General features: G+C 36.8%; 18 protein-coding genes and 1 other annotated feature. Of the genes, 16 read left to right on the plus strand and 2 right to left on the minus strand.

Annotation, left to right across the window (positions count from 1 at the left end; translation table 11 throughout):
* Window positions 1-606 precede the first annotated feature (606 nt).
* From I589_RS04010 to cydC, 6 genes are all read left to right on the plus strand, one after another.
* A complete protein-coding gene (locus I589_RS04010) occupies window positions 607-996 on the plus strand; it encodes a DUF1033 family protein (RefSeq protein ID WP_010769407.1) in 390 nt (129 codons plus the stop codon).
* Window positions 917-2,992 (plus strand): DNA topoisomerase III, encoded by a 2,076-nt coding sequence (locus tag I589_RS04015; protein ID WP_034684347.1) that lies wholly within the window; start codon window positions 917-919, stop codon window positions 2,990-2,992. The genes I589_RS04010 and I589_RS04015 overlap by 80 nt, the downstream gene beginning before the upstream one ends.
* Before the next feature lie 421 nt (window positions 2,993-3,413).
* Window positions 3,414-4,832, plus strand: coding sequence for a cytochrome ubiquinol oxidase subunit I (locus I589_RS04020; RefSeq protein ID WP_010769405.1), 1,419 nt, complete (start codon window positions 3,414-3,416; stop codon window positions 4,830-4,832).
* A complete protein-coding gene (cydB, locus tag I589_RS04025; RefSeq protein WP_010769404.1) occupies window positions 4,829-5,848 on the plus strand; it encodes a cytochrome d ubiquinol oxidase subunit II in 1,020 nt (339 codons plus the stop codon). Before I589_RS04020 ends, cydB begins: the two co-directional genes overlap by 4 nt.
* Window positions 5,845-7,563: a thiol reductant ABC exporter subunit CydD gene (gene cydD, locus I589_RS04030; RefSeq protein WP_010769403.1), complete on the plus strand. Its 1,719-nt coding sequence runs from the start codon at window positions 5,845-5,847 to the stop codon at window positions 7,561-7,563. The genes cydB and cydD overlap by 4 nt, the downstream gene beginning before the upstream one ends.
* Complete coding sequence (gene cydC / locus I589_RS04035) at window positions 7,556-9,301, plus strand: thiol reductant ABC exporter subunit CydC (RefSeq protein ID WP_010769402.1); 1,746 nt, start codon at window positions 7,556-7,558, stop codon at window positions 9,299-9,301. The genes cydD and cydC overlap by 8 nt, the downstream gene beginning before the upstream one ends.
* A gap of 241 nt (window positions 9,302-9,542) precedes the next feature.
* Here cydC and I589_RS04040 read toward each other — a convergent pair whose 3' ends face one another.
* On the minus strand, window positions 9,543-10,523 hold the full coding sequence (locus I589_RS04040) for a polyprenyl synthetase family protein (protein ID WP_010769401.1): 981 nt from the start codon (window positions 10,521-10,523) through the stop codon (window positions 9,543-9,545).
* A 104-nt stretch (window positions 10,524-10,627) separates the two neighbouring features.
* Here I589_RS04040 and I589_RS04045 point away from each other — a divergent pair, with 104 nt between their 5' ends.
* Window positions 10,628-11,530 (plus strand): prenyltransferase, encoded by a 903-nt coding sequence (locus I589_RS04045; RefSeq protein WP_010769400.1) that lies wholly within the window; start codon window positions 10,628-10,630, stop codon window positions 11,528-11,530.
* A 16-nt stretch (window positions 11,531-11,546) separates the two neighbouring features.
* Window positions 11,547-12,755, plus strand: a complete 1,209-nt coding sequence (locus I589_RS04050) for an NAD(P)/FAD-dependent oxidoreductase (protein WP_010769399.1) — start codon at window positions 11,547-11,549, stop codon at window positions 12,753-12,755.
* Between the two features lie 196 nt (window positions 12,756-12,951).
* Here I589_RS04050 and I589_RS04055 read toward each other — a convergent pair whose 3' ends face one another.
* Window positions 12,952-14,418: an ArnT family glycosyltransferase gene (locus tag I589_RS04055; RefSeq protein ID WP_010769398.1), complete on the minus strand. Its 1,467-nt coding sequence runs from the start codon at window positions 14,416-14,418 to the stop codon at window positions 12,952-12,954.
* Between the two features lie 128 nt (window positions 14,419-14,546).
* Window positions 14,547-14,779 (plus strand) — a binding site (T-box leader).
* A 165-nt stretch (window positions 14,780-14,944) separates the two neighbouring features.
* On the opposite strand from I589_RS04055, the gene I589_RS04060 reads away from it, so the two are divergent.
* The 8 genes from I589_RS04060 to I589_RS04095 all read left to right on the plus strand — a co-directional run bounded on the left by I589_RS04060 (window position 14,945) and on the right by I589_RS04095 (window position 25,406).
* Entirely contained in the window at window positions 14,945-15,586 is a 642-nt protein-coding gene (locus I589_RS04060; protein WP_010769397.1) for an amino acid ABC transporter permease, read from the plus strand.
* Window positions 15,587-15,597: 11 nt separating this feature from the next.
* Entirely contained in the window at window positions 15,598-16,230 is a 633-nt protein-coding gene (locus I589_RS04065) for an amino acid ABC transporter ATP-binding protein (RefSeq protein WP_010769396.1), read from the plus strand.
* Window positions 16,231-16,256: 26 nt separating this feature from the next.
* Window positions 16,257-17,087: an amino acid ABC transporter substrate-binding protein gene (locus I589_RS04070; RefSeq protein ID WP_010769395.1), complete on the plus strand. Its 831-nt coding sequence runs from the start codon at window positions 16,257-16,259 to the stop codon at window positions 17,085-17,087.
* A gap of 386 nt (window positions 17,088-17,473) precedes the next feature.
* On the plus strand, window positions 17,474-18,910 hold the full coding sequence (locus I589_RS04075; protein ID WP_010769394.1) for a glycoside hydrolase family 1 protein: 1,437 nt from the start codon (window positions 17,474-17,476) through the stop codon (window positions 18,908-18,910).
* 336 nt (window positions 18,911-19,246) lie between these two features.
* The gene (locus tag I589_RS04080; protein WP_010769393.1) at window positions 19,247-21,673 is read left to right on the plus strand and encodes a DNA translocase FtsK; all 2,427 of its coding nucleotides are present in this window, start codon (window positions 19,247-19,249) and stop codon (window positions 21,671-21,673) included.
* Window positions 21,674-21,881: 208 nt separating this feature from the next.
* Window positions 21,882-22,583: a GntR family transcriptional regulator gene (locus I589_RS04085; RefSeq protein ID WP_010769392.1), complete on the plus strand. Its 702-nt coding sequence runs from the start codon at window positions 21,882-21,884 to the stop codon at window positions 22,581-22,583.
* A gap of 260 nt (window positions 22,584-22,843) precedes the next feature.
* A complete protein-coding gene (locus tag I589_RS04090; protein ID WP_010769391.1) occupies window positions 22,844-23,593 on the plus strand; it encodes an ABC transporter ATP-binding protein in 750 nt (249 codons plus the stop codon).
* On the plus strand, window positions 23,583-25,406 hold the full coding sequence (locus I589_RS04095) for an ABC transporter permease (RefSeq protein ID WP_010769390.1): 1,824 nt from the start codon (window positions 23,583-23,585) through the stop codon (window positions 25,404-25,406). The genes I589_RS04090 and I589_RS04095 overlap by 11 nt, the downstream gene beginning before the upstream one ends.
* The last annotated feature ends 67 nt before the right edge of the window (window positions 25,407-25,473 follow it).

The raw sequence follows: 25,473 nt of genomic DNA on the forward strand, positions 1-25,473 counted from the left end.
TTTACAAAAAAACATACTTCCAATCAAACGCTAACATGTTCCCTTAAACCTGTCAATCACAAGTAAGGACACGTATACATAATTGCGGTAGCGGATGCCTACATTTTAGCATTTAAATGACTTTTTAAGAAGGAAAAACCATTCAAATAGAGTTTTGTTCTTATGGATGAAGGCAAGAAAAGAAGTGCAAATTCAGTGTATTTGCGAAGCCAGTAACTCTAGTCCCATGCGTAGAAGTCGTTGTGAGACAGATGCAGTGGAGATCTTCAATTCTCCGTCCTGTTTATAGAGAGTGTTGTCTCCTCAGCACATAGTGGAGATGAGTTCATTCACTTGCCACCCTCTGGTTCATTATCTGTAGTTGAAACCTGAATAGAAAAAAGAGGGGCACAAGTAAGAAAATCATTTTAAGAAATCTTAATCTTTTTCATACGAACCACTCGTTTTGTGATAAACTAAACCATATAATACGTATAGTTTTCAATTTTCATGAAAATAGTCGTTAGTTTTCAAAAGGGAACTTTTTTCACAAATCAATCTCTTGCAACTTTTTCTAAAAGTGACTAGTATGGTTTGTATCAAGAAGAAAGTGAGGGCCAGCAAATAATGTATCAAGTAATAGTGATGTATGGCGATAATGAGCCGTGGTGGTTTTTTGAAGACTGGCAAGCTGATATTGAAGAAGCTGTTGCTTTTCAATCATTGGAATCCGCACAAGCCTTCTATAAAGAACAGTGGATAAAGTTAAAATCTCAATATACATATATTAATGCAAAGAGTAACTTTTTAAGTGCCTTTTGGAACGAGGGCGATGAGCGTTGGTGTGAAGAATGCGATGATGATTTGCAGCAGTATAAAGGATTAGCTTTGTTAAAGGATAATCAGCCTATTTTAGTTGAGAGCGGAAAGGAATTTTATGAAGCAACTAATTCTAGCGGAAAAACCAAGTGTTGCCAAGGACTTGAGCAAAGTTTTGGGGGCACAGCAAAAGCATAAAAATTATTATGAGGGGCCAAAGGTAATTGTAACCTGGGCGCTCGGTCATTTGCTTGGGCTAAAGATGCCTGAGGATTTAAAGAAGGAATGGCAGACGTGGCAGATGGAAACATTGCCAATGATTCCACATAATCTGGGAATTAAGCCGTTGCCTAAAACAGGGCATCAGTTAAAAGCAATTAAACAATTGGCAAATCGCAATGACGTTAGTGAAGTAGTCATTGCAACAGATGCTGGACGAGAAGGGGAGCTTGTTGCTCGTTGGATTTTAGAGTATGTTCACTTTAGTAAGCCTGTCAAACGTCTTTGGATTTCTTCACAGACAGACAAAGCAATTAAAGAAGGTTTTAGGAATCTTAAGCCTGCTAAACAATATGATGATTTGTATCAGTCTGCGCTAGCAAGAGCGAAAGCTGACTGGTTAGTTGGTTTAAATGTGACCCGCGCATTGACAGTAAAATATCAAGATAGTCTTTCTGCTGGTCGTGTACAAACGCCAACATTAGCATTGGTCCGAAAACAAGAAAAACAAATTGAACAATTCCGTCCTCAAACCTATTTTACAATTCAACTAGAAGCACAAAATCAAAAGACGACGATGCGTCAGAAGAATCCCTATAGCTTTAAAGATAGAGACAAAGTGGAAGCATTTGTAAAAGAGCTAAGTAAGAAGAATGGAAAAGTGACAGATATTCAGGAGAAAATAAAAGTTGAACCTGCGCCATTGCCTTATGATTTGACGGAGATTCAAAGAGAAGCCAATCAGCGATATAATTTTTCAGCGAAAAAAACGTTATCACTTGTACAAAGTCTATATGAAATTCATAAAATTGTTACCTATCCAAGAACAGATAGCAAGTACTTAACGGCGGATATGAAAGCAACAATGAAAGAACGCTTGCAAGCAGTTAGCGATTTCTCACCAGAAGTAAAAACCTATCTAAAAAATGGTGCTGTTGTCAAACAGACTAAGGTGTTCCAAGATAGTAAAGTTACTGATCACCATGCGTTACTTCCTACAGAAAAAGCGGCTCGCTATGAAAAATTAGATAATGATGAACAGAAAATCTATCAAATGATTGTTCAGCGCTTCATCGGTCTATTTGCTGCTCCACACAAAACACAGCAGACCAAAGCAACAGTTGCTTTTGGTGAAGAAGTATTTGTGTTTCAACAAAGTCAGATAATAGAAGCGGGATGGAAAAAGACAGAAGAAGGACAAAAACCTATCGTGAAATGGCAGGTAGGTCAAAGCGTTGCCCCCAATTTTTCCATCACTAAAGAATTAACAAGTCCGCCCAAGCCATTAACAGAAGGAACATTGTTGGGCTTGATGGAAAAACATAGTCTCGGAACGCCAGCTACAAGAGCAGAGATCATCGAAAAATTGATTAAATCTGAGCTAATGGAACGAACAGCTAGTGGATTACAGGTTTCACAAAAAGGAAAACAACTGCTGGAGCTAGTAAATCCTTCATTAGTCACACCTGAGCTAACTGAAAAATGGGAACGTGACTTAGAAGCAATTGCTAAAGGTCGAAAATCAGCCAATACATTCATTAAGGAAATAGAACAAGAAACGAAACGATTGGTGACAGAAGTTAAAAAAAGTGAACAGAAATATCAAGATTTTTCTGTTACTTCAAAAAAATGTCCGGATTGTGGGCAGAATTTGCGTGAGAAAAATACACGCGATGGGAAAATCTACGTATGTACGAATCAAGAGTGTAGCTATCGCCGGAGAAAAGATCCTAAATTATCCAATCACCGTTGTTCTCAATGTCACAAAAAGATGGAAATTATTGAAGGGAAGAATGGCGCTTTCTTTAAATGTAAATTCTGTTCTATCACAGAAAAAATTCCTGATAAAAAAGAGCGTAAGCAGAAGATGACCAAACATGAAGAACGGCGTTTAATGAAAAAATATTCTCAGGCTGATGAGCCAGAAGAAAGCCCGTTAGCACAGGCATTAAAAGCTGCCCTTGAAAATAAATAAGCCTTATTTTTAAACAATTGAGCAATCTGCTTACCTAAATGGTGAAGTTAGATTGTTCTTTTTTATAATTAGTACATTTTAGTTGTTCTTATTGAAAACTTAGGATAAACTTAAAGAAGGATTTTCTACATAATTGTAAGTGTTTTATTGGAAATATGCTTGTGAAAAAAATATATAGTTAAAGGGAATTTTTATGGCTGATTATTGGATAACGCTAGTTACCAATAAGAAGTGACAGTTTTCTTTTTTTTGTTTACTAAGCCTCAAAAAATCTTTAAGATTTATCATTTCAGGAGTATACTTTCAAGTGAAATGCGCAATTATTCATAGAAATATTCTTTTTTCAGGAGTTTTGAAAATTGCAATTATTATTATTTTCTTTTCTATAAGGAGAAAAGAAAAACAGAAGGAGGAAACGCATATGGATATAGTGACATTAGCACGATTTCAGTTTGGAATGACAACGGTCTTTCATTACTTTTTTGTCCCGTTCTCAATCGGAACTGCTTTAGTCGTAGCTGTCATGGAAACCCTGTATGTAACAACAAAAAATGAGAAATACAAAAAATTAGCAAAATTCTGGGGAAATATTTTCCTATTGAGTTTTGCAGTAGGGGTCGTAACTGGTATTATTCAAGAATTCCAGTTCGGTATGAACTGGTCTGATTATTCACGATTTGTCGGAGATATTTTCGGCGCACCCCTAGCGGTGGAAGCTTTACTTGCTTTCTTTATGGAATCAACATTCCTTGGGTTGTGGATGTTTACCTGGGAGAAAGTCAATAAAAAGCTTCACTTAACGTTCATTTGGCTAGTAACATTTGGTTCAATGATGTCAGCGTTTTGGATTTTAGCAGCAAATAGCTTCATGCAACATCCAACAGGCTATACCTTAAATAATGGCCGGGCGGAGATGACTGATTTTGCTGCCTTATTAACAAATCACCAAGTTTGGTATGAATTCTCTCACGTAATTGCTGGCGCGATTACAATGGGTGGGATGATTGTTGCAGGATTAGCTGCTTTCCAATTATTAAAAAAAGATCGAAAAGACCATGATTCTTTTAAAAAATCAATGCGTGTGGGTCTAGTAATTACATTAGTAGGTTCAATAGCAGTGCTTGGCGCTGGGGACTTACAAATGAAAGCTTTAATTGAAGATCAGCCAATGAAATTTGCTGCAATGGAAGGTTCTTATGAAGACTCTGGAGATCCTGCTGCATGGGCACTTATTGCATGGGCAGATGAACGAGAACACAAACAAGTATTTGGGATTGAAATTCCTTATATGCTAAGTATTCTTTCTTATAGCAGTCTGTCAGGATCTGTGGATGGAATGAATACGGTCAATCAGGATTTAATTGAAAAATATGGTGATAGAGATTACTTCCCACCAGTAAACACCTTATTCTGGAGCTTCCGTGTGATGGCAGGCTTTGGAATGCTAATGTTATTAGTTTCTATTTTAGGATTATTCTTCTCACGTAAGAAAAAGCCAACTCTTTATGAAAAACGCTGGATGCTGTGGATTATGGCTCTATGTACGTTTGCGCCATTCTTATCAAACACTGCAGGATGGTTGATTACTGAGTTAGGTCGTTACCCTTGGACAGTTTATGGGCTATTTACAATTGAAGATAGTGTCTCTCCAAATGTATCTGTAACATCCTTATTAATTTCAAATATTGTTTACTTCTTATTGTTCTCTACACTAGGCGCAACAATGATTTATCTTGTACGTCGTGAGTTGAAAAAGGGACCAGATTATGAGGAGTTAGTGTTAGCAGAAGAAAATCAACCTTCAACTGATCCATTTGATAAGGAGGAGTTTGACGTATGAGTGCTTTACAACTATTATGGTTTGTTTTAATCGGTGTATTGTTTTCCGGATTCTTCTTCTTAGAAGGATTTGACTTTGGTGTTGGAATGTCTGTTCAAACACTTGCTCACAACGAAGATGAAAAAGACCAAATCGTTTCAACGATTGGACCGGTTTGGGATGGAAACGAAGTGTGGCTGTTAACTGCTGGGGGAGCAATGTTTGCCTCATTCCCATACTGGTATGCTTCACTGTTTAGTGGTTATTACTTGATTTTATTTATTATTCTTTTTGGATTAATTATTCGTGGGGTTTCATTTGAATTTCGTCACAGAATGCCAGCTGAAAAGAAAAATACTTGGAATTGGACATTGACAATTGGAAGCTTCCTCGTGCCGTTCTTCTTTGGTATTTTGTTTATCAGTATGATTCAAGGAATGCCGATTGATGCAAATGGGAATATGGAAGCAACATTTGGTGATTATATCAATCTATTTTCAGTGGTAGGTGGAGTAGCATTAACACTACTTTGCTACTTACATGGATTGAACTATATTGCGCTAAAAACGACTGGGCCTGTTCGTGATCGTGCGAGAAATTATGCAGAGCTTCTTTACTGGGTGCTTTATGTAGGATTAGTTGTTTTTGCTGTATTAATGTTCTTCTTTACTGATTTCTTTGATCGTAACTTCTTATTGACACTTGGTTTATTAGCCTTAATCGTTGTATTAACGGTTGTTGCAAATGTTTCTGTCTTTAAGAAAAAAGAAATGACTGCCTTTTTAGCTAGTGGCTTAACTTTGATTGTTTTAGTTGCATTATTATTCACAGGATTATTCCCGCGTGTAATGATTAGCTCACTAGGTTCTGAATTTGATTTACTGATTGAGAATGCTTCATCTAGTCCGTATACACTAAAAGTGATGAGCTATCTATCACTTACTTTATTACCATTTGTATTAGGATATACAGGATGGGCATATTATGTCTTTAGAAAACGAATTAGTCACACACCATCAACGGAGGTTAACGGATGATCGATCGAGCAATCATCAAGCTTCCAGGAATGAAAAAAATGCTCGGATTGCTTGCAGGACTCGCTGTTCTGCAGGCAATCTTTATTATTGGCCAAGCCTACACGATTGCCTCTGCGATTACAGGATTATGGGAAGGTGGACGTTTGCAGGAACAAGTGAAATGGATTATTGCATTTCTCATTGTTTATGCAGGTCGACACATTGTTACTTTCTTGCGTGATTTACTTTTGGATGATTATGCCTATGAACAAGCATGTGATTTGAGAAATCAGCTACTTCAAAAGATTTTTCGTATGGGTCCTCAAGTTGTTCAGCAAGAAGGAACAGGAAACATGACAACTATGGCGCTAGATGGCATTAATCAAGTGGAAAATTACATTCACTTAATTTTGGCAAAAATAATGAACATGATGATCATCCCCTGGTTGATATTAATTGTTGTCTTTTTATTAGATTGGCAGTCAGGTATTGTTTTACTAATTGTTTTTCCAATTATTATCATTTTTATGATTGTATTGGGCTATGCTGCACAAAGCAAAGCAGACAAGCAATATCATGCCTTTCAAGTCTTATCCAATCACTTTATTGATTCTTTACGAGGAATTGATACGTTAAAATTATTCGGATTAAGTAAAGGTTATGGAAAAAGTATTTTCCACACCAGTGAACGGTTTAGAAAAGCTACAATGAGTACACTGAAAATTGCGATTTTATCAACTTTTGCATTAGACTTTTTTACTACTCTATCTGTTGCGGTTGTTGCAGTTTTACTGGGTCTTCGTTTAATCAATGGTGCCATTTTATTATTTCCAGCTTTAACGGTACTGATTTTGGCACCTGAATATTTTTTACCCATTCGAGATTTTTCAAGCGATTATCATGCAACACTAGATGGGAAAAATGCGATGACAGCTGTAAATGCTGTGTTAACTCATCCAGAAAAAGAAGTTGTTCAAAAAGATTTACGCTTATGGAACAATGAAAGTCAACTGACCATAAACCAGCTCACTTTTCATTATGAAGACCAGCCTGCGTTATCTTCTCTTTCATTTTCCGTTAACGGCTATAAAAAAATTGGAATTATTGGTATGAGCGGCTCTGGAAAATCAACTTTAATCAATATTCTTAGTGGCTTTTTGCATCCAGATGAAGGGGATATTCAGCTAGATGAAACAGTTGATTCCTTCGCTCAGCATTCTTGGCAAAAACAATTGATTTATATTCCGCAAAACCCTTATGTATTCCAACTTTCCCTAAAGGAAAATGTTGCCTTTTATCATCCAGAAGCAACTATTCAAGAAATTGAGCAAGCTATTGAGGTGGCGGGATTAAGTGAATTAGTTAAAGAACTTCCTGAAGGAATGGAAACACAGCTTGGAGAAGGGGCTAGAACCTTAAGCGGCGGACAGGCTCAGCGGATTGCTTTAGCTCGTGCGTTTTTAGATCATTCTAGAAAAATTTTACTATTGGATGAACCGACAGCCCACTTAGACATAGAAACAGAGGTTGAATTAAAAGAGCGGATGCTTCCATTGATGGAAGAAAGACTTGTCTTTTTTGCCACTCATCGGCTTCATTGGATGAAAGAGATGGATTACATCTTAGTCATGGAGAAAGGACAATTAGTAGAGCAAGGGACACTAGAAGAGCTCCAAGCAAAAAATGGAGCATTTGTTCGGTTAAGTCAGCAGATGAGGGGGAGAGCAGATGGATAAAATTGGCTTATTTCATTCGTTAAAATCAGATGCTTGGGTAAAACCCTTCTTAAAAAAATATAAGCGTTCACTAATTGCTGCCCTAATTTTAGGGTTTGTGACGTTCTTTTGTGCAGGGGCTTTAATGTTCAATTCTGGTTATTTAATCAGCCGAGCAGCTTCTTTGCCAGAAAATATTCTACTGATTTATATTCCAATTGTATTAACACGAGCATTTGGGATTGGGCGCCCAGTCTTTCGTTATATCGAACGGTTGACTAGTCATAACTGGGTGTTAAAGATGACCTCTAATCTTCGATTAAAACTGTATACAACTTTGGAAAAAGATGCCATTTTCTTTAAGAGAAACTACCGAACAGGGGATATTTTAGGGTTATTGGCTGAGGATATTAACCATATTCAGAATCTCTATCTGCGAACGATTTTCCCAACAATTATCGCATGGATCTTATATGCATTCATCATTATTGCTTTGGGTGTTTTCTCTTGGTGGTTTGCCTTAGTGATGCTTCTTTTACTAGGTGTAGTTTTGTTCCTGCTTCCTTTATGGTCAGTCATCGTGAACGGAGCGCGCCAAGAAAAAGAAAAACAAATGAAAAATGAGCTCTATACAGATTTAACCGATAATGTATTAGGCGTTTCTGACTGGATTTTTAGTCAACGAGGAGAAGCATATGTGGCTCTTCATGAAGAAGCAGAAAAAGAGCTACGCGAGACAACTAGAGAAATTCACCGCTTTGATCGCAAACGAGATTTGCTTTTACAGCTGATGTTTGGGGTCATTACCATTGCCTTACTTGTTTGGACGAGTAGTCGCTTTGAAGGAAATCACGGCGGTGCAGCTAATTGGATTGCAGCATTTGTATTAAGCGTATTTCCATTAATCGATGCCTTTGCCCCGTTACCTTCAGCAGCCCAAGAAACCAATATTTATAAAGACTCTATTGACCGCTTGAATGATTTACCTGAAAAAGAAGAGATCCAGCCAACCAGCGAGAGCGTTGAAGGACCTTTTCATATCGAGATACAAGAGGTAACCTTCAGCTATCCTGAAACAAAAAAAGAAGTATTGAGTTATTTAACTTTATCAATTCAAGCTGGAGAAAAGCTAGCTATTTTAGGTCGAAGTGGTTCTGGTAAAAGTACACTTGCTTCTCTAATTCGAGGAGATTTGTTGCCTACTGACGGGCAAATCACCCTTAATGGTATCGATACGGTTAGATTTGGTGATTCGATAACAGACTATATTGGGGTTATTCACCAAAATCCCTATTTATTCCATACAAGTATTTTAAATAATATTCGAATAGGAAGACAATCCGCTACGGAAGAAGAAGTGTGGGATGTACTGGCACGCGTTGGTCTAAAAGAAATGGTAGAAGCATTACCTGATGGTTTATTAACCATGGTTGACGAAGCAGGGTTACGTTTTTCTGGCGGGGAGCGCCATCGAATGGCGCTAGCAAGAATTTTATTAAAAGATGTTCCTATTATATTGTTAGACGAACCAACTGTCGGACTCGATCCAATAACGGAACAGGCACTTCTTGATACGTTCTTCAATGAGTTGCATGAAAAAACAATTATTTGGATTACACATCATCTACAAGGAATTTCTTTGATGGACAGAGTAATTTTTATTGAAGATGGACAGTTAGAAATGAGTGGCAGTCCTAAAGAACTTGAACAAACAAGTGAACGATATCGCCATCTACAAGCAATTGACCGAGGCTTTTAACTGCCTCGGATTTCTCATGGTTTATTTTTGATAATCATAAATCGAAAACATCAATAGAAATTTTGACTTTTTTAAAATTAAGAGGTTTCAGTTAGAACAATTGAGGAAAGCTGACTGTAACTAAAATAGTGACGTTTTGCTTTTTAATGAGGTCGTGACAGACATGTTTTTGTAAAAGTAAATGAGTGAACATCTGAGGCCTCACTCAAAGAGAATGGTCTCAAATGTTCACTCATTTTTACTAATAATCTCGACCTAATAAGTCAGAGGTTAATTGTTTAATCATTGTTTTACCAGGACTATCAGGCAGAAGCTCGATTTCAGCTAATGCTTTTTCTGTAAAGCTCAGAGCAAACTCTTTTGCTTTTTCAACACCGTCATATTCTAAAACGAGTGCACTAACTTTTTGTGCTTCCTCTGTTGTGATGGCTTGTTTTTTATCAAGATAAGGTGAAAATGCCTCTGGATGTGCTTCTTTTGCCAATAGTAGCGGAAGGGTGTAGACTCCTTGTGCTAAATCTTCAAGAACAGGTTTCTTCAAGGTTTCACTATCTGAAACGTAATCAAGAATATCGTCATAGACTTGAAAAGCAACTCCTATATTTCGTCCAATTCGACCTGCAAGCTGTTGTGTCTCTACATCTGTTTTACCAAAATGTGCTCCTTCTATACAAGATAGCCAAAAGAGCTCAGCTGTTTTACCATTTACACTACGAAGATAATCACTGAGCGTTTGGTTTTGATCAAAGCGTATATGCATTTGATCCAGTTCTCCAAGAAGCAGGCGCTTCATAGAACGGGCATTGGTATGTAAAAATTCTGAACCGTTCATTGCATCAGCTAACAAATCAAAAAAGACGGTAAACAGTAAATCGCCTGTGTAGACAGCCACATCTTTTCCATATTCTGCTTGGACTGTAATCAGACCTCGGCGAAGTGGAGAATCATCAATGATATCATCATGAATCAAGGTGGCCATGTGTAGAATTTCTAACGAAGTTGCTACTTTAATTAATTGTTCTTCATCTTGTTTGGCTTTATCACCAATTTCAGAAAATAGTAAGAAAAGGGCAGGACGAAGCATCTTACCTCCTGCTTGTGCAAGATTGGTTAAGGCCACTTGAATATCTTGATTTCTAACCTGTACTTGGGTTTCAATCAGTGAGCAAACGGCTTTGAGTTTCTCTTGTATTGTAGGATAATTGTTCCAGTAGTCTAACATAATAAAATCCTTTCAAATAAACTAATCAACAGTGTATATTTTACCTCAGGGAAGAGGCGTTGACTAGCTTATTGCCTAAAATAGTAAAGAAAAGTGGAGATAAGATGAGTTTACCGGTGTTTTTAGAGCTGGTAGAGTTTAAAGCAAAAACGGCAAGTGTACTACCCTTCTTTATAGGGTTGTGTTACAGCTGGTATAACTACCAATCAATTCATATTTTATATGTCCTTATTTATTTTATTGCAATGTTTATCTTTAATATGGCCGTTGATATTTTAGATAATTATAATGACTACCATCACGCAACGGATGTCCATGACTATAAAGAAAAAACGAATATTATTGGTCGAGAAAATCTTTCATTAAAACTCGTGTATCGCTTGATGGTGAGTATGATTATTCTATCGGCACTATTAGGAATTGCATTGTCATTCGTAGTTGGCTGGCCTTTGTTGATTATGGGGCTTTATTGTTACTTAGTGGGCATCTTTTATTCCTCAGGTCCTAAGCCGCTTTCTAGCTTGCCGCTAGGAGAATTTTTTTCAGGCTTTACAATGGGCTTTATGATTTCATTAATCTGTGTGTACTTAAACACATTTGAGACATTTCAATGGAATGCTTCAACACTAGGAGGCATTTTCTTAATCTCATTGCCTAACACGCTTTGGATTGCCAATCTGATGTTAGCCAATAATATCTGTGATGTAGAAGAAGACGAAAAAAACGAGCGCTATACACTAGTTCACTACCTTGGAAAACCGCGTTCTATCGTACTTTTTGTACTATTTAATTGGATTGCTTTAGCCAGTTTGGTTTTAGCAGTTGTCCTGAAATTAGCACCTGTATGGATGCTAGCAACATTTATTGTTTTGCCAATCATTGTAAAACAAATAAACCTATTTTTACGTGAACAAAACAAGCAAACAACATTCATTTGTGCAATTCGTATTTTAGCAATAGGTGCATTTGCTCAAGTGTGCAGTTTTTTGGTTGGAATATTTATATAACGAAAGGAAGAGAAACATGAAAGAAGTAGTCATTTTAGGAGCAGGATATGCAGGTTTACGTACCTTGAAGGAGTTACAAAAAAGTAAAGAAGCATTTCACATTACATTAGTTGATCAAAATACATATCATTTTGAGGCAACTGATTTACACGAGGTTGCTGCGGGAACACAACCAAAAGAAAAAATCACATATAACATTGCTGATGTTGTAAAACCTGAAAAAACAACATTTATTCAAGCAAAAGTAGTGAAAATTGATCGAGAAAAAGAAGAGGTTTTTTTAGAAAGTGGACAAGTTTTAACTTATGATTATCTTGTTGTAGGATTAGGCTTCCAGTCAGAATCATTTGGTATCCCTGGTGTAACGGAATATGCGTTAGAAATGGTTGACGTTGATTCTGCGGTGAAGGTCAATGAACATATTCATGAAATGATGCGTCAATATGTAGCGACAAAAGATGAAAACTTCTTAAAAATTATTGTCTGTGGTGCTGGATTCACTGGAATTGAATTACTTGGTTCACTAGTTGAAGGGAAAAAAGCATTAGCTGATATCGCCGGCGTCACACCTGATAAAATCCAAATTTATTGTGTTGAAGCAGTGACTCGCTTATTGCCGATGTTTGATGAAAAACTCGCTGATTATGCAGTGAAACATCTAACAGATTGGGGAATCCAGTGGTACACAGGAAAACCAATTAAAGAAATTAAACCGGGTGTAGTTGTTTATCAAGACGATGCAGAAACAAAAGAAACCAAAGAGCTTGAGGCAAAAACGATTATCTGGACAACAGGTGTGAGTGGAAGTCATGTTATGGGAGATTCAGGCTTTTCAGAACGTCGTGGTCGTGTCATGGTTAGTGAAGACTTAACCGATCCAGATCATAAAAATGTCTACGTTATCGGGGATGTGTCAGCTGTCATGGATGCTGAAAGTCAACGTCCGTATCCAACAACTGCTCAAATTGCGTTAAAAATGGGTACTACGGCTTCAAAAAATATTATTCATCAACTGAAAGGTGAAAAAACAGAAGCCTTTACATTCAAGTCTCAGGGATCTGTCGCTTCAATTGGTAACACACATGCGTTAGGACTTGTCGGAAAGAGTTCGGTGAAGGGCTATCCTGCATCATTTATTAAAAAAATGATTATGAATAAATCATTGCTTGAAACAGGTGGGGTAAAAGAAGCTCTAGCAAAAGGACGTTTTGATTTATATCATTAAAATACACTCAGTGAAGAAAAAAGGAAACTAAACGCCATCGTTTAGTTTCCTTTTTTCACTTAGACGGCAGAGTAGCAGACTGCCGTAGAGGTTCCCACCCATAATTATCAGTGAATAAGTGACCATAAGTGTTTTCGGCTAGTTTATTTGAGTGGAATTAGCATTTTCATTTTTTCATATTTTTTCGTATAGTATATTAAGTTTTAATTGTAGAGCTTCTTTCATTCCTCCCACTTTCTCTCCTGATTAATGGGGAAAAGTTTACCCAAAAACCAGCAGAGACAATGGCTATAAAAGGAAAAACAAAATAACGATAGCGCGTTTGAATTTCAACTAGTTGATGAATTAAAGCATAGCCAAAAATAATTAGTAAAAGTAAGTAAAGTGCATTTTTCTTATTTACAGGTTTTAAGACATAAAAGAATGCACCTGCTATCAACACATAATACTGAGCTTTTTGAATGATAAAAAGAAGCGTTCGCCAAAAAGAAAACTGTTCCTTGAAATTGGTTGCCCATGAAATAGATGAATCAAAATCATTCCACATACGCTTGAATTTTTTCCCCATTAGTTTAGCTAAATCTGAAAGACTTTTTGTTCGTTCACCGATGAGCGCTTTTGCCGCTTTATCTCGTTCTTCTTGTTTATCAAAGTGATTAACAGCCTTGTAATCTTCCACATTCCAATGGCCTTCAGATGAAAGGTTCAAACCTAAAGCTAGCTTCCAATAAGGATTAACGGTGGAAATAGAGGTATCTGTTATCTTGTTTTGTTGTAAAAGACTATCAGTAATTTTACCGCTAACAGAAAAAACAAGTGGAATCGTGGTTAGAAGAAGGAGATACAAGTATTTCTTTTTCTCTTTTGGAAGCTTAAAGAAAAGGCCATATAAAATAAAGGCAATAAGTAAGATAGAAGCCAATGGGCGAGTCAAGTTGCCTATGAACAAAAGAAGCCCAACAAGCGGGTACCAACGATTTCCTAACAGGAATAAATAAATCGCGCATAGGAAAATGAATAGGGCAACGGTCTGATTAGTCAAAACGGAGGTTAATACAATATTAGGAACGTACAATGCCACAAACCATCCTGCAAGTATAGCGGCTTTTTTTGAAGCAACTTGCTGTCCTACTTTATAGGTCAAAAAGACTGTTACGGTGCTTAAGCACACATTTATAAATCTTAAAATAAAGACACTTGGACCTAGTAGTTTGATTACCAACCCTTCATATAGAACAAAACCAAGCTGGTAGGGTGAAACAATAAAGTAACGCATATCGTTCATAAATCCGAAATCTCCATCAGCAAATCGAACGGAGGCCTGATACATTTTAAGAAAATCCTGTTCTGGTTCGGTTGGAAAAAATAAAATCCAAAAAATACGCAAAAGAAAAGCAATTCCCAAAAGCCATATCAAAGAAGAAAGCTTTGAACGAAAATAAATAATCAAAAAAGAAAAGAATAATCCCCCTAAAAAAGTAATGAAAATAAGAAGAAGATGTTCAATAAATGTTAGTTCAAAAGGAAGATAGCCATTATTGAAGTAAACGAAGCTAATCACTAATATTCCTAAAAAAAAGAGTGCCGTAACGCCTAATAAAAAATACTTTGCCAACCATACAATAAGAGAGGATTCCTCTTTTCTTTGAATAAATAAATTCATCAAAAAACTCCTTAATAAAAAGTCATTCTACCATTCTTTTATGATACCTTATTTTCAATGAAAAAAATATTTTTATCTTTCTTGTTGACAATTAGCTGAAACTAGCGTAAATTAATAAACAACTTAACAAATTGACATCGAAAAGAAAAGTAGCAAGCGAATGCTTTAAGAGAGTCTCTGGTTGGTGAGAAGAGATAGCTGTAGGTTGTGAAACACATCTTGGAGTCGTTTTTCTGAAAAATAAGTAGGGAAATCCGGGAAGCCCGTTATAGCTGCGGTCATTGATTGATGACCAGATGAGGTTAGTAACTGCAAAGTACTAACAAATAAAAGGTGGAACCACGTGATAAACGTCCTTTAGTCTATTGACTGAAGGGCTTTTTTTATTCCATTTTTTCTGGAAATCCAATGACTGATAGAGGTTTTTCTTGTAAAGGAAAAACGAATTGAGGTGGAACCACGTTTGATGACGTCCTCTTGGCTTAGGCCAAGAGGGCGATTTTTTGTTTTTATAGGAGGAGAAAGAATGGAGTATTTATTAAGCGTCATGCCACAGCTTTTAGCAGGAGCTGTGACAACAATCAAATTATTTGCATTTACATTATTAGGATCATTACCTTTAGGAATTGTGCTGGCTTTATTATTGTCAGTTCCTTTTAAACCTTTAAATTATCTGCTGCAAACTTATGTCTGGGTGTTGAGAGGAACGCCGCTCTTACTTCAATTAATTTTCTTTTTCTATGGACTTCCTCAAATAGGCATTATCTTTGACCGATTTGATGCGGCAATTATTGCATTTATCTTAAACTACTCTGCTTATTTTGCAGAAATATTTAGGGGTGGCTTACAAGCAATTCCCGAGGGTCAATATGAAGCAGCAAAAGTACTGCGTTTACGGCCGATTCAAACAATACGAAAAATTGTCATTCCCCAAGTAATAAAAATTGTTCTTCCATCAGTGGGAAATGAAGTAATTAATTTAGTCAAAGATTCCTCTCTTGTCTATATCTTAGGGCTAGGAGATGTCATGCGAGCAGGGAAAATCGCGATGGAGCGTGATGCTACATTACTTCCATTGTTAGGCGTTGCACTTATCTACTTAGCAATGACAGGCATTTTTACACTGATTATGAAGCAAATTGAAAATAAATTAAACTACTACCGCTAGGGGGAACCAACATGATTGAATTAAAAGAAATAAATAAACAGTTTGGCGAAAAAGAAGTGATTAAAAATTTAAATCTAGTCATTCCTGATGGAGAAATTCTAGCAATCGTTGGTCCCTCTGGAGGGGGGAAAACCACGCTATTACGAACTCTTTCAGGTCTGGAAACAATTGACAGTGGTACCTTTCTTTTAAATGGTAAAGCCTTTGATCCGACACAGGCTACAGAGCATGAACAGGTTGTAGGCGTCGTATTTCAGGATTTTCAGTTATTTCCGCATTTAAGTGTATTCGAGAATATTTCTTTAGCACCAAAAATGGTTTTAAAGCAAGCAAAAGAAGTGTATACAAAAAAAATTCAGGAACTTGCACGAACATTGGAAATTAATGAGTTATTGACAAGTTATCCTTTTCAATTGTCAGGTGGCCAAAAGCAACGTGTAGCAATTGCACGAGCATTGGCGATGAATCCTAGTGTACTTGCTTATGATGAGCCGACAAGTGCATTAGATCCAGAGTTAAGACAACAGGTGCAAAGTCTGATTCTATCCTTAAAAAAGGAGGGCGTTACTCAAATTGTTGTCACACATGATTTGACATTTGCCAAAGCAATTGCCGATCAGTTGTTAGAAGTATCACCAAAATAAAAATGAAGATAATGGAGGAAACAAGTATGAAAAAAATTGGGATGGGTTTAGTAGTATTGGCAGGAATATTCTTTTTAGGCGCATGTGGAAATTCAAATAAAGACAAGACTGATACAGCAAAGGATTCGTGGGCAACGATTGAAAAAGATAAGACCGTAACTATTGGATTAGATGATACCTTTGTCCCTATGGGATTTAAAGATGAGTCTGGAAAAATTACAGGATTTGACGTAGAACTTGCCAAAGCAATTTTCGACGAATATGGGATTACTGTGAATTTCCAACCGATTGATTGGTCTATGAAAGAAACGGAGCTTGAAAATGGAACGATTGATTTAATTTGGAATGGCTATTCAATGAATCCGGCACGTGAGAAAAAAGTTTTGTTCACAAACCCTTATATGAAAAACGAACAAGTTTTAGTGACTGCAAAGAAAAATAAAATTGAAACATTTAAAGACATGAAAGAAAAAAATCTTGGTGCTCAAGAAGGATCTTCCGGCTATGAATCGTTTACCACTCAGCCAGAAGTGCTAAAAGATATTGTTGCAAATCAGGATGCTACTTTATATGGTAGTTTTAGTGAAGCGTTTATTGATTTGGAAAGTGGTCGAATTGATGGACTGCTAATTGATAAAGTTTATGCAAATTACTATCTAACTCAAAATGGGAAAATCGATCAATATCTGATTATTGATGGTGAGTATTCCAGTGAAAATTTTGCAGTAGGAGCCAGAAAAACTGATCAGACACTAGTAGATAAACTCAATAGTGGATTTGAAACGTTACAGAAGAATGGAACATTTGCAAAAATATCTGATAAATGGTTTGGAGAAGACGTGACTCCTTCTAAATAACGACTTACTTTACACTAGACTGAGAATTGAGAAAAGCAGTTAACTTCCAGCAAATAAATTGTGAAATTTAGAGTGAAGTTGGTTCTTGTTGCTGCTATCTCAGTCTTTTTTTTACTTTCAGTTTTTTACAAGAACTATTTAAGCTAGAAGAAAAAGAACTCATTACTTCGTAAAAAATGTTTTTTATAGAAAAAATACTTGTTTTGTATTCAATAAAATCAAGTGCCTCGTCCTCCTATATTTCTATTCTTTAATCGGAGGAATAAACGAATTAAATTCCCCTATAATCTCTAATTTTCCCTTGTTCTATGACTAATTTTTTCCTTTGAAATGAATCTAAATCCATGTTATTCTAAATGAGAAATACACAGGAGAGGAAGAATCAAATGGAACATAAAAAACTAGCTAGTTTTCCAAAAGATTTCTTATGGGGCTCGGCTTCTGCCGCTTACCAAGTTGAGGGGGCATGGCAAGAAGATGGTAAAGGCGTTTCCGTGTGGGATGAATTTGTACGAATTCCTGGAAAAACGTTTAAGGCAACAAATGGTGATATGGCGGTTGACCACTATCATCGATATAAAGAAGATATTGCATTGATGAAGGAACAAGGGCTAAAAACGTATCGTTTTTCAGTTGCTTGGACAAGGATTTTTCCAAATGGTCGTGGAGAAGTAAATCAAAAAGGGTTAGAATTTTACCATGACCTTATTGACGAATTAATAAAAAATGATATTGAGCCAATGCTGACCCTTTATCATTGGGATTTACCTCAAGCACTGCAAGATGAATATGGTGGTTGGGAGTCAAGAAAGATTATTGATGATTTTACAAATTATGCGACCACATTATTTGAAGCTTTTCGAGGAAAAGTTCATTATTGGGTAAGCTTGAATGAACAAAATGTATTCACATCTCTAGGCTATATGCTAGCAGCGCATCCACCAGGTGTTCAAGATCCAAAACGGATGTACGCAGTGAATCATATTGCATTTTTGGCTAATGCAACAGTTATCAATAAGTTTCATGAGATGAACATGCCAGGAAAAATTGGACCAAGCTTTGCCTATACACCTAATTATTCTATCGATAGTAATCCTAAAAATGTTCTTGCTGCAGAAGATGCGGAAGATTTAATGGCTAACTATTGGATGGATGTCTACATGTGGGGAAAATATCCGATTGCTGCAAGAAACTATTTACTAGAGCAAGGTTGGGCACCTGAAATTGAAGAGGGTGACCAAGAACTGTTGGAATCTGCTAAACCGGATTTTCTTGGAATTAATTACTATCAAACGGCAACGAATATGTTCAATCCTTTAGATGGGGTTGGCATGGGCAAGATGAATACCACTGGGAAAAAAGGTACGTCAGAAGAAAGTGGTATCCCGGGAATGTATAAGAAAGTGGATAATCCATTTGTGAATCGTACCAACTGGGATTGGGAAATTGATCCAGAGGGTCTGCGAATTGGACTACGTCGTATAACCAGCCGATACCGTATTCCTGTAATGATTACTGAAAATGGACTAGGCGAGTATGATAAACTCACTGAGAATAACGAAATTCATGATGAATATCGTATTGAGTATCTAAGCAACCACGTACATGCTATCAGAGAAGCAATTTCTGATGGTGCAACTGTGCTAGGGTATTGCACATGGTCTTACACCGATTTACTTAGCTGGCTAAACGGCTATCAAAAGCGCTACGGTTTTGTTTATGTCGATCAAGATGAAAATCAGGATGGCAGCCTTGCCCGCTATAAAAAAGACAGCTATTACTGGTATCAAAAAGTAATTCAGGAAAATGGTGAAAATAGCTAATCTTATACAGTTAGAAAATGAATTCATTCAATCAATGGATAAGAGCTAGGCAGAGATAGAAATGTTCAGCTTCTTTTAGAAACCAGCAACTCTGCGTGTTCCATACGTAGAAGATGTTGAGAGACAAATGAAGTGGATTTCCCTCCGTTTACCAAGATTTTACGAGAATGGGCTATAACTTAGATAGTTATGTCCATCCTCGTTTTTTTCTATTTTATTTAGAAAAATGATTTGCGGATGATATGAAAATGAAAGAATAGAAAATTTAAGAAAACAAAACTTTTGTTCGCCTCTTTTTTTTTGTATAATGGAGAGTGATGAAAAGAGGGATAGAAAATGGCGAAACGCAAACGCCCAACGAAAAAACGCAAAACAAAAAAACAACAACAGCAACAAGAACAGCTACTCACAATTCTATTAGGATTTGTATTTATTCTTTTTGCTATATTTGGTCTATTAAAATTAGGCTTCCTTGGAACGCTGATTGCTAATGGATTTCGAATTATAGGAGGAAATACCTACCCAATTCTGTGTGGTCTGTTAGTCGGCTATGGAGGCTGGCTGATGATTAAGAATACGCAGATTAGCTATGGTCAGCCCAGAAGATGGATAGGTGCCATTGTTTTTTATATGGCAATTCTTCTATTTTTACATGCACAGCTTTTTGGAAAAATTCAAAATGGTGAGCCTAATATTATTAGCACTACATGGGAAATGCTGACTATGGACATTCGTAGCGGGAAAATTGCTCAAAATGTCGGTGGTGGTATGATTGGCGCAATGATTTATAGTGGGACTTATTTTATGGTCTCTCAGGCAGGTAGCTATATTCTTGCCGTATTATTTGGACTTATTGGTCTCTTTTTATTTAGTATGAGAGATATTCATGAAGTAACCGATACGATACAGCTTTTAGGTGAGAAACTTCATGATTTATTTGCTGGAGATCCTGAGAAACAAGCAGCCAAGCAAGAAAAGAAAGAACAAAGAAAAGAGGAGCGTCAAAGACAACGAGAAGAAAAGAAAGAAGCAGCTCGTGTCTTAGCAGAGGCAGAATTTGAGGAACAACAAAAAAATCAAGTGCGTCCACTATCAAATGGCGAGCGCTTAGCAAATGAACAGAAAGAACAAGGCGACTTTGAACCTCAACAGCTTGATTTGGGTGCTATTATTGATGGCTATCAAGAATCCTTGCAGCCGGTTGAAGATCCCTACGATTATGCTGAGTCTCAACCTGTCAATCCACCTCAAACAAATGAAGAGGTGGAAGACACAGGAGATTTGAATTTTGAAATTAGTGCAGAAACAGAGAATCGAGATTACGAGTTGCCGCCAACCACGTTGCTGGATTCTATTCCTGCAACAGACCAAAGTAGTGAGTATAAAAAAATCGAAAAAAATATTGGTGTACTTGAACAAACATTCCAAAGCTTTGGTGTTGATGCAAAGGTTGTTAAAGCAAGCCTGGGACCTTCTGTAACGAAATTTGAAGTACAGCCCGCTGTTGGAGTAAAGGTTAGTAAAATTGTTAGTCTGACAGATGATATTGCTTTAGCATTAGCTGCTAAAGATGTGCGGATGGAAGCACCAATACCTGGGAAGTCCTTAATTGGTATTGAAGTACCCAATAGTGCAATTAGTATGGTTTCGTTTAGAGATATTATTGAAGCACAGCCAAAACATCCAGATAAATTGTTGGAAGTTCCGTTAGGTAGAGATATTTCCGGCATGGTTCAAACAGCTGACCTCTCTAAAATGCCTCACTTGCTGATTGCCGGATCAACTGGGAGTGGGAAATCTGTTGCAATTAATGGGATTATCACGAGTATCCTAATGCAGGCAAAACCACACGAGGTCAAATTAATGATGATTGACCCAAAAATGGTTGAGCTGAACGTTTATAATGGAATCCCACATTTGTTAACGCCAGTTGTAACAAACCCTAGAAAAGCTGCCCAAGCATTGCAAAAAGTGGTGCAAGAAATGGAAGAACGATATGAAAAATTTGCAGCAACTGGGGTAAGAAATATTTCTGGATACAATGAATTTGTTGCCCAAAAAAATTTAGAAATGGGTGAAAATCATCCAACGTTACCATTTATTGTAGTGATTGTTGATGAGTTAGCGGATTTGATGATGGTAGCAAGTAATGAAGTGGAAGATGCCATTATTCGTCTAGCACAAATGGCTCGTGCCGCAGGTATTCATATGATTCTTGCGACCCAACGGCCAAGTGTCGATGTCATCACTGGGATTATTAAAGCAAACGTTCCTTCAAGAATGGCTTTTGCAGTTTCAAGCGGGACTGACTCTCGAACTATTATTGATAGTAACGGTGCAGAAAAACTCTTAGGCCGTGGAGATATGCTATTTCTACCAATGGGTGAGAATAAACCAATCCGTGTGCAAGGAGCCTTTATCTCTGATCATGAAGTGGAACGAATTGTTGATTTTGTTACAGATCAGCAAGAAGCACGCTATGACGAAAAAATGATGCCTACAGAGGAAACAGCAAGCGCCTCACCAGATAACCCACAAGATGAATTGTATGAAGAGGCGAAAGCCTTAGTCATCGAAATGCAAACAGCCAGCGTTTCTCTTCTTCAAAGAAGATTCAGAGTCGGATACAATCGCGCTGCTCGTTTGATTGATGAATTGGAAGCCCATGGTGTCGTGGGAGCATCCGAAGGAAGTAAACCAAGAAAAGTTTTAATTGAACAAACAGAAGAGTCAGAAGCCGAACAGCTCCCAACAAATGAATAACGCTTCTTTCAAAGTTGCGTAAAACAAAAAACATGAGACCAACGCTTTAAAGTATTGGTTTCATGTTTTTTTTGTGAGACATGCAAAAAATAATTTAGAAATATCTTTCATTATTGACAAAATTCACCTTCTTCCTTCGTTTAATAGTAGAATAATCAGATAGTGAATGTTATGATGTTTGTATGAGAAACCAGTGAGGATGATGAGTATGAAGAGAAAAAGTGTACTTTATTTAGAAATTGCTGATCAAATCAAGGCAGATATATTTTCAGGAAAATATCCTGTAGGCACATTGCTTCCCACAGAGTCTGAACTCGAAGCACTCTTTGAAGTGAGTAAAATTACTGTTAGAAAAGCCATTGAACTTTTAGCAGCAGATGAATATGTTGAGAAAAAGAGCGGACGTGGAACAACTGTTTTAAGTAATCGTCCCTATAATAAGTTATCAAAAGCAGGTACATTTACGCAAATACTGAGTAAAACAGGATTAGATATCACAAAAGAAAACCTTTCTTTTGAAGAGGTCACTCTCACGCCTGAACAGGCTGCCTATGAATTTTATGGTGAGAAAGCGATGCTTTTTCGGAGATTGTACAACTTAGATCATCAACCCTATATTTATTTTGAATACTATCTGCCTGCTTCTTTAAATAATGTAACACTTGAATTATTTGGAAAAGAATCCTTATACCGAATTCTCGACCAACATGGCTATGAAATAGAACGGTTTGAAGATAGTTTTAAAGCAGTTTCGCTAACGTTTGATCAACAAAAGTTTTTAGTGACTCCTGAGGCTAACGGATTAGTAAGAACCAGACGTGCAATTAGTCCACAAGGAAAAGTTGTTGAATATTCTGAGGCACTTTATAATACTGCACTTTACCCTTACCTAATTGAATACGAGGCATAAAGCAGTCCAAACGAAAAATGTGAAGAGCGTTGACTCTGACAGGTTTTTTCGTCATTTGGCAAACAAAAAGAATCTGAATTCTCACTAAAAGAGAATATGTAGGTTCTTTTTTTATTTTTATACTCTAAGCAGCTGATACTAAAAAAAGTGAAAGGTGACGTGACGGAAATGTTAGATGATTGTTATTTCAATCACTCGCAGAATCCCTAAGAGAGGATTAAACTTATTCATGTAGAAGAAACAAGAAGAGGAGAGTCAATATGTTAACAGTACAACAGCTAACAAAAGTTTATGGAGATAAAATTCAATATGAGGCGTTAAAGGGAATTAATTTGACGGTGGAAGATGGTGAATTTGTTGGAATTATGGGACCATCTGGTAGTGGGAAATCGACCTTGCTCAATCTTTTAGCAACCATCGATCAGCCAACGAGTGGTGAGGTCTTGTTAAACGGACAAAATCCTAATCGATTAAATCAAGAAGACATTGCAAAATTTCGTCGTAGAGAATTAGGCTTTGTTTTTCAAAGCTTTAATTTAATGCCAACATTAACAGTTGAAGAAAATATCATTTTACCATTAACACTAGATGGTGAAAAAATAGGGATTATGAAAAGAAAACTAAAAGAACTAGCACCTAGATTAGGGATTCAATCCTTATTAAAAAAACGAATCGCTGAAATATCAGGCGGACAGGCACAACGGGTAGCTGTAGCACGAGCGATGATTCACCAGCCCAATTTACTCTTGGCAGATGAACCAACAGGAAATCTAGATACAAAATCCTCTAAAGATGTGATGGGTTTATTAAGACAATTAAACGAAGAAGAAAATGCAACCATTTTAATGGTGACGCATGATCCGTTAGCTGCCAGCTATTGTAAGCGAATTGTCTTTATTAAAGATGGTGAGTTAATTCATGAAATCGCAAGACACTCAAGTCAAAAATCATTCTATGAAGAAATTATGATTGAGCTTGCCCGAATCGAGGGGGTTGACAATGAATTTTAATCAGTTCGTTGTACGTAATACTGTACGCAATAAGCATCTATATATGGCCTATTTTTTAAGCACACTTTTTTCTGTAATGGTCTTCTTTACGTTTACGGTTTTCGCTTTTCATCCAGATTTGACCTCTGGGCTGAATACAAAAGTGCAGACTGGAATGTTAGCAGCCGCTGTTATTATCTATGGCTTTGCCTTTTTCTTTGTTCTGTATTCAATGGACGTTTTCTTGCAGTCTCGTAAGAAAGAATTCGGTCTATTGATGATTCAGGGAATGAGTCCTACTCAGCTTAGAAAAATGGTATTTATTGAAAATCTAGTCATTGGATTTTTTGCAACTATTTCAGGAAGTATTTTAGGAATCGGGTTTTCTCAAATTATTTTATGGCTATCGAAACAATTTATGCACGTTTCTTATGGTTTTTATTTTCCTGTCCAAGCATTTGTCTTAACAATCATTTCATTTTTAGCTTTATTTTTATTAATTTCTTTCTTCATTCAATTTCGTTTACCTAAATTAACGCTGCAGGAACTCTTAAAAGCGGGCGATTTAGGAAAAGGAATGATTAAGTCATCGAAGATAAAAGGGTTTTTAGCTATTTTACTTTTAGCAACGGGGTATGGAATTGCCCTTTTAGCACCAGGTTTAACGGTTCCATTAGTTATGCTGCCGGTAATTTTCATAGTAGTAGTTGGCACACGCTTTTTCTTTAATCAGCTAAGTGTCTTGGTTATTGAGGGATTAAAAAAGAAGCAAACCATTTTTTGGAAAAAGACAAATATGGTTGTCTTTTCAGATTTAGCTTTCCGTATGAAGGATAATGCTCGTTCGTTCTTTCTTGTGTCCATTATCTCAACCGTTGCATTCGCTGCTATCGGCACTTTATTTGGCTTTCAAAATCTAATAATGGAACAAACAAATGCGATTGCTTATGAATTTCAAGTGGAAGGAAGTCCATCTGAAACAGCTGCTGCAGAAAGCTTAGTGACAGATACTCTTGCAAAAGAAAACATTCAAGCAACTCCTGTTTCAGCAGTTCTTTATGGAAATGATAAAGGAGAACAATTTATTTCACAAAAAGAGTATAACCAAATGGCAAAAGAAATTGGGGAACCAACCATTTCAACAAATGCCGCTGTCCACCTGAATTCAGCAACGGCTGTTGGGGAACCAAAGAAGGATACGACCAAATCAGTAACAGTTAATGGAGAAACACTTTCTGTGGACTCAACAGAAACAACGCATGTGCTGTCTGCGTATCAACCGACATTTGTCGTTTCGGATAAGACAAATCTATCTGGACTCACTGAAACTAAATTAACCGTGTGGGAACCAAAATCTGCAAATCGTCAGCAGTTACTAACTGCAGGAAAAGCTTTTGAAGACGTACCACAATATATTTTTGCTAAAACCTACTCACAACAGTCCGTAATAGATATGTATAAACCTATTCTTTTTGTAGGTGTCTTTATTGGAATAGTCTTCTTTGTTTCAGCTGGAAGTTTCTTATACTTCCGATTGTATAGCGACATGGATGTGGATGTAGAAAAATTCAAAATGATTTACAAGCTAGGTTTATCAAAATCTGAGCTGAAAAAAATGATTTATCAGCAAGTAGGAATTCTATTCTTCACACCTATTGTTGTCTCAGTTATTCATGGAGCTGTAGCACTCACTGCAATGTATCATATGTTTAGTATGGGGATGCAGCTGACAGGATGGCAGGTATTAGGGGCGTTTGTCTTAATTCAAGCGGTATATTATCTGATTGCCCGTACCTTCTATTTCAAAAAAGTTTATCGATTGGTACATGCCTAAACAAGCATCAGTCAATCGTTTACCTAATCAAAAATATACAAGGAGTAGAGGCGTTTAGCTCCAAGAA

Source organism: Enterococcus phoeniculicola ATCC BAA-412, from assembly GCF_000407505.1.
GTDB lineage: Bacteria > Bacillota > Bacilli > Lactobacillales > Enterococcaceae > Enterococcus_K > Enterococcus_K phoeniculicola.

What these genes read in the sequence shown, in the direction of transcription:
- I589_RS04010 (WP_010769407.1), top strand. Translation starts at nt 607, where the DNA reads ATGTATCAAGTAATAGTGATGTATGGCGATAATGAGCCGTGGTGGTTT.
- I589_RS04015 (WP_034684347.1), top strand. Translation starts at nt 917, where the DNA reads ATGAAGCAACTAATTCTAGCGGAAAAACCAAGTGTTGCCAAGGACTTG.
- I589_RS04020 (WP_010769405.1), top strand. Translation starts at nt 3,414, where the DNA reads ATGGATATAGTGACATTAGCACGATTTCAGTTTGGAATGACAACGGTC.
- cydB (WP_010769404.1), top strand. Translation starts at nt 4,829, where the DNA reads ATGAGTGCTTTACAACTATTATGGTTTGTTTTAATCGGTGTATTGTTT.
- cydD (WP_010769403.1), top strand. Translation starts at nt 5,845, where the DNA reads ATGATCGATCGAGCAATCATCAAGCTTCCAGGAATGAAAAAAATGCTC.
- cydC (WP_010769402.1), top strand. Translation starts at nt 7,556, where the DNA reads ATGGATAAAATTGGCTTATTTCATTCGTTAAAATCAGATGCTTGGGTA.
- I589_RS04040 (WP_010769401.1), bottom strand. Translation starts at nt 10,523, where the DNA reads ATGTTAGACTACTGGAACAATTATCCTACAATACAAGAGAAACTCAAA.
- I589_RS04045 (WP_010769400.1), top strand. Translation starts at nt 10,628, where the DNA reads ATGAGTTTACCGGTGTTTTTAGAGCTGGTAGAGTTTAAAGCAAAAACG.
- I589_RS04050 (WP_010769399.1), top strand. Translation starts at nt 11,547, where the DNA reads ATGAAAGAAGTAGTCATTTTAGGAGCAGGATATGCAGGTTTACGTACC.
- I589_RS04055 (WP_010769398.1), bottom strand. Translation starts at nt 14,418, where the DNA reads ATGAATTTATTTATTCAAAGAAAAGAGGAATCCTCTCTTATTGTATGG.
- I589_RS04060 (WP_010769397.1), top strand. Translation starts at nt 14,945, where the DNA reads ATGGAGTATTTATTAAGCGTCATGCCACAGCTTTTAGCAGGAGCTGTG.
- I589_RS04065 (WP_010769396.1), top strand. Translation starts at nt 15,598, where the DNA reads ATGATTGAATTAAAAGAAATAAATAAACAGTTTGGCGAAAAAGAAGTG.
- I589_RS04070 (WP_010769395.1), top strand. Translation starts at nt 16,257, where the DNA reads ATGAAAAAAATTGGGATGGGTTTAGTAGTATTGGCAGGAATATTCTTT.
- I589_RS04075 (WP_010769394.1), top strand. Translation starts at nt 17,474, where the DNA reads ATGGAACATAAAAAACTAGCTAGTTTTCCAAAAGATTTCTTATGGGGC.
- I589_RS04080 (WP_010769393.1), top strand. Translation starts at nt 19,247, where the DNA reads ATGGCGAAACGCAAACGCCCAACGAAAAAACGCAAAACAAAAAAACAA.
- I589_RS04085 (WP_010769392.1), top strand. Translation starts at nt 21,882, where the DNA reads ATGAAGAGAAAAAGTGTACTTTATTTAGAAATTGCTGATCAAATCAAG.
- I589_RS04090 (WP_010769391.1), top strand. Translation starts at nt 22,844, where the DNA reads ATGTTAACAGTACAACAGCTAACAAAAGTTTATGGAGATAAAATTCAA.
- I589_RS04095 (WP_010769390.1), top strand. Translation starts at nt 23,583, where the DNA reads ATGAATTTTAATCAGTTCGTTGTACGTAATACTGTACGCAATAAGCAT.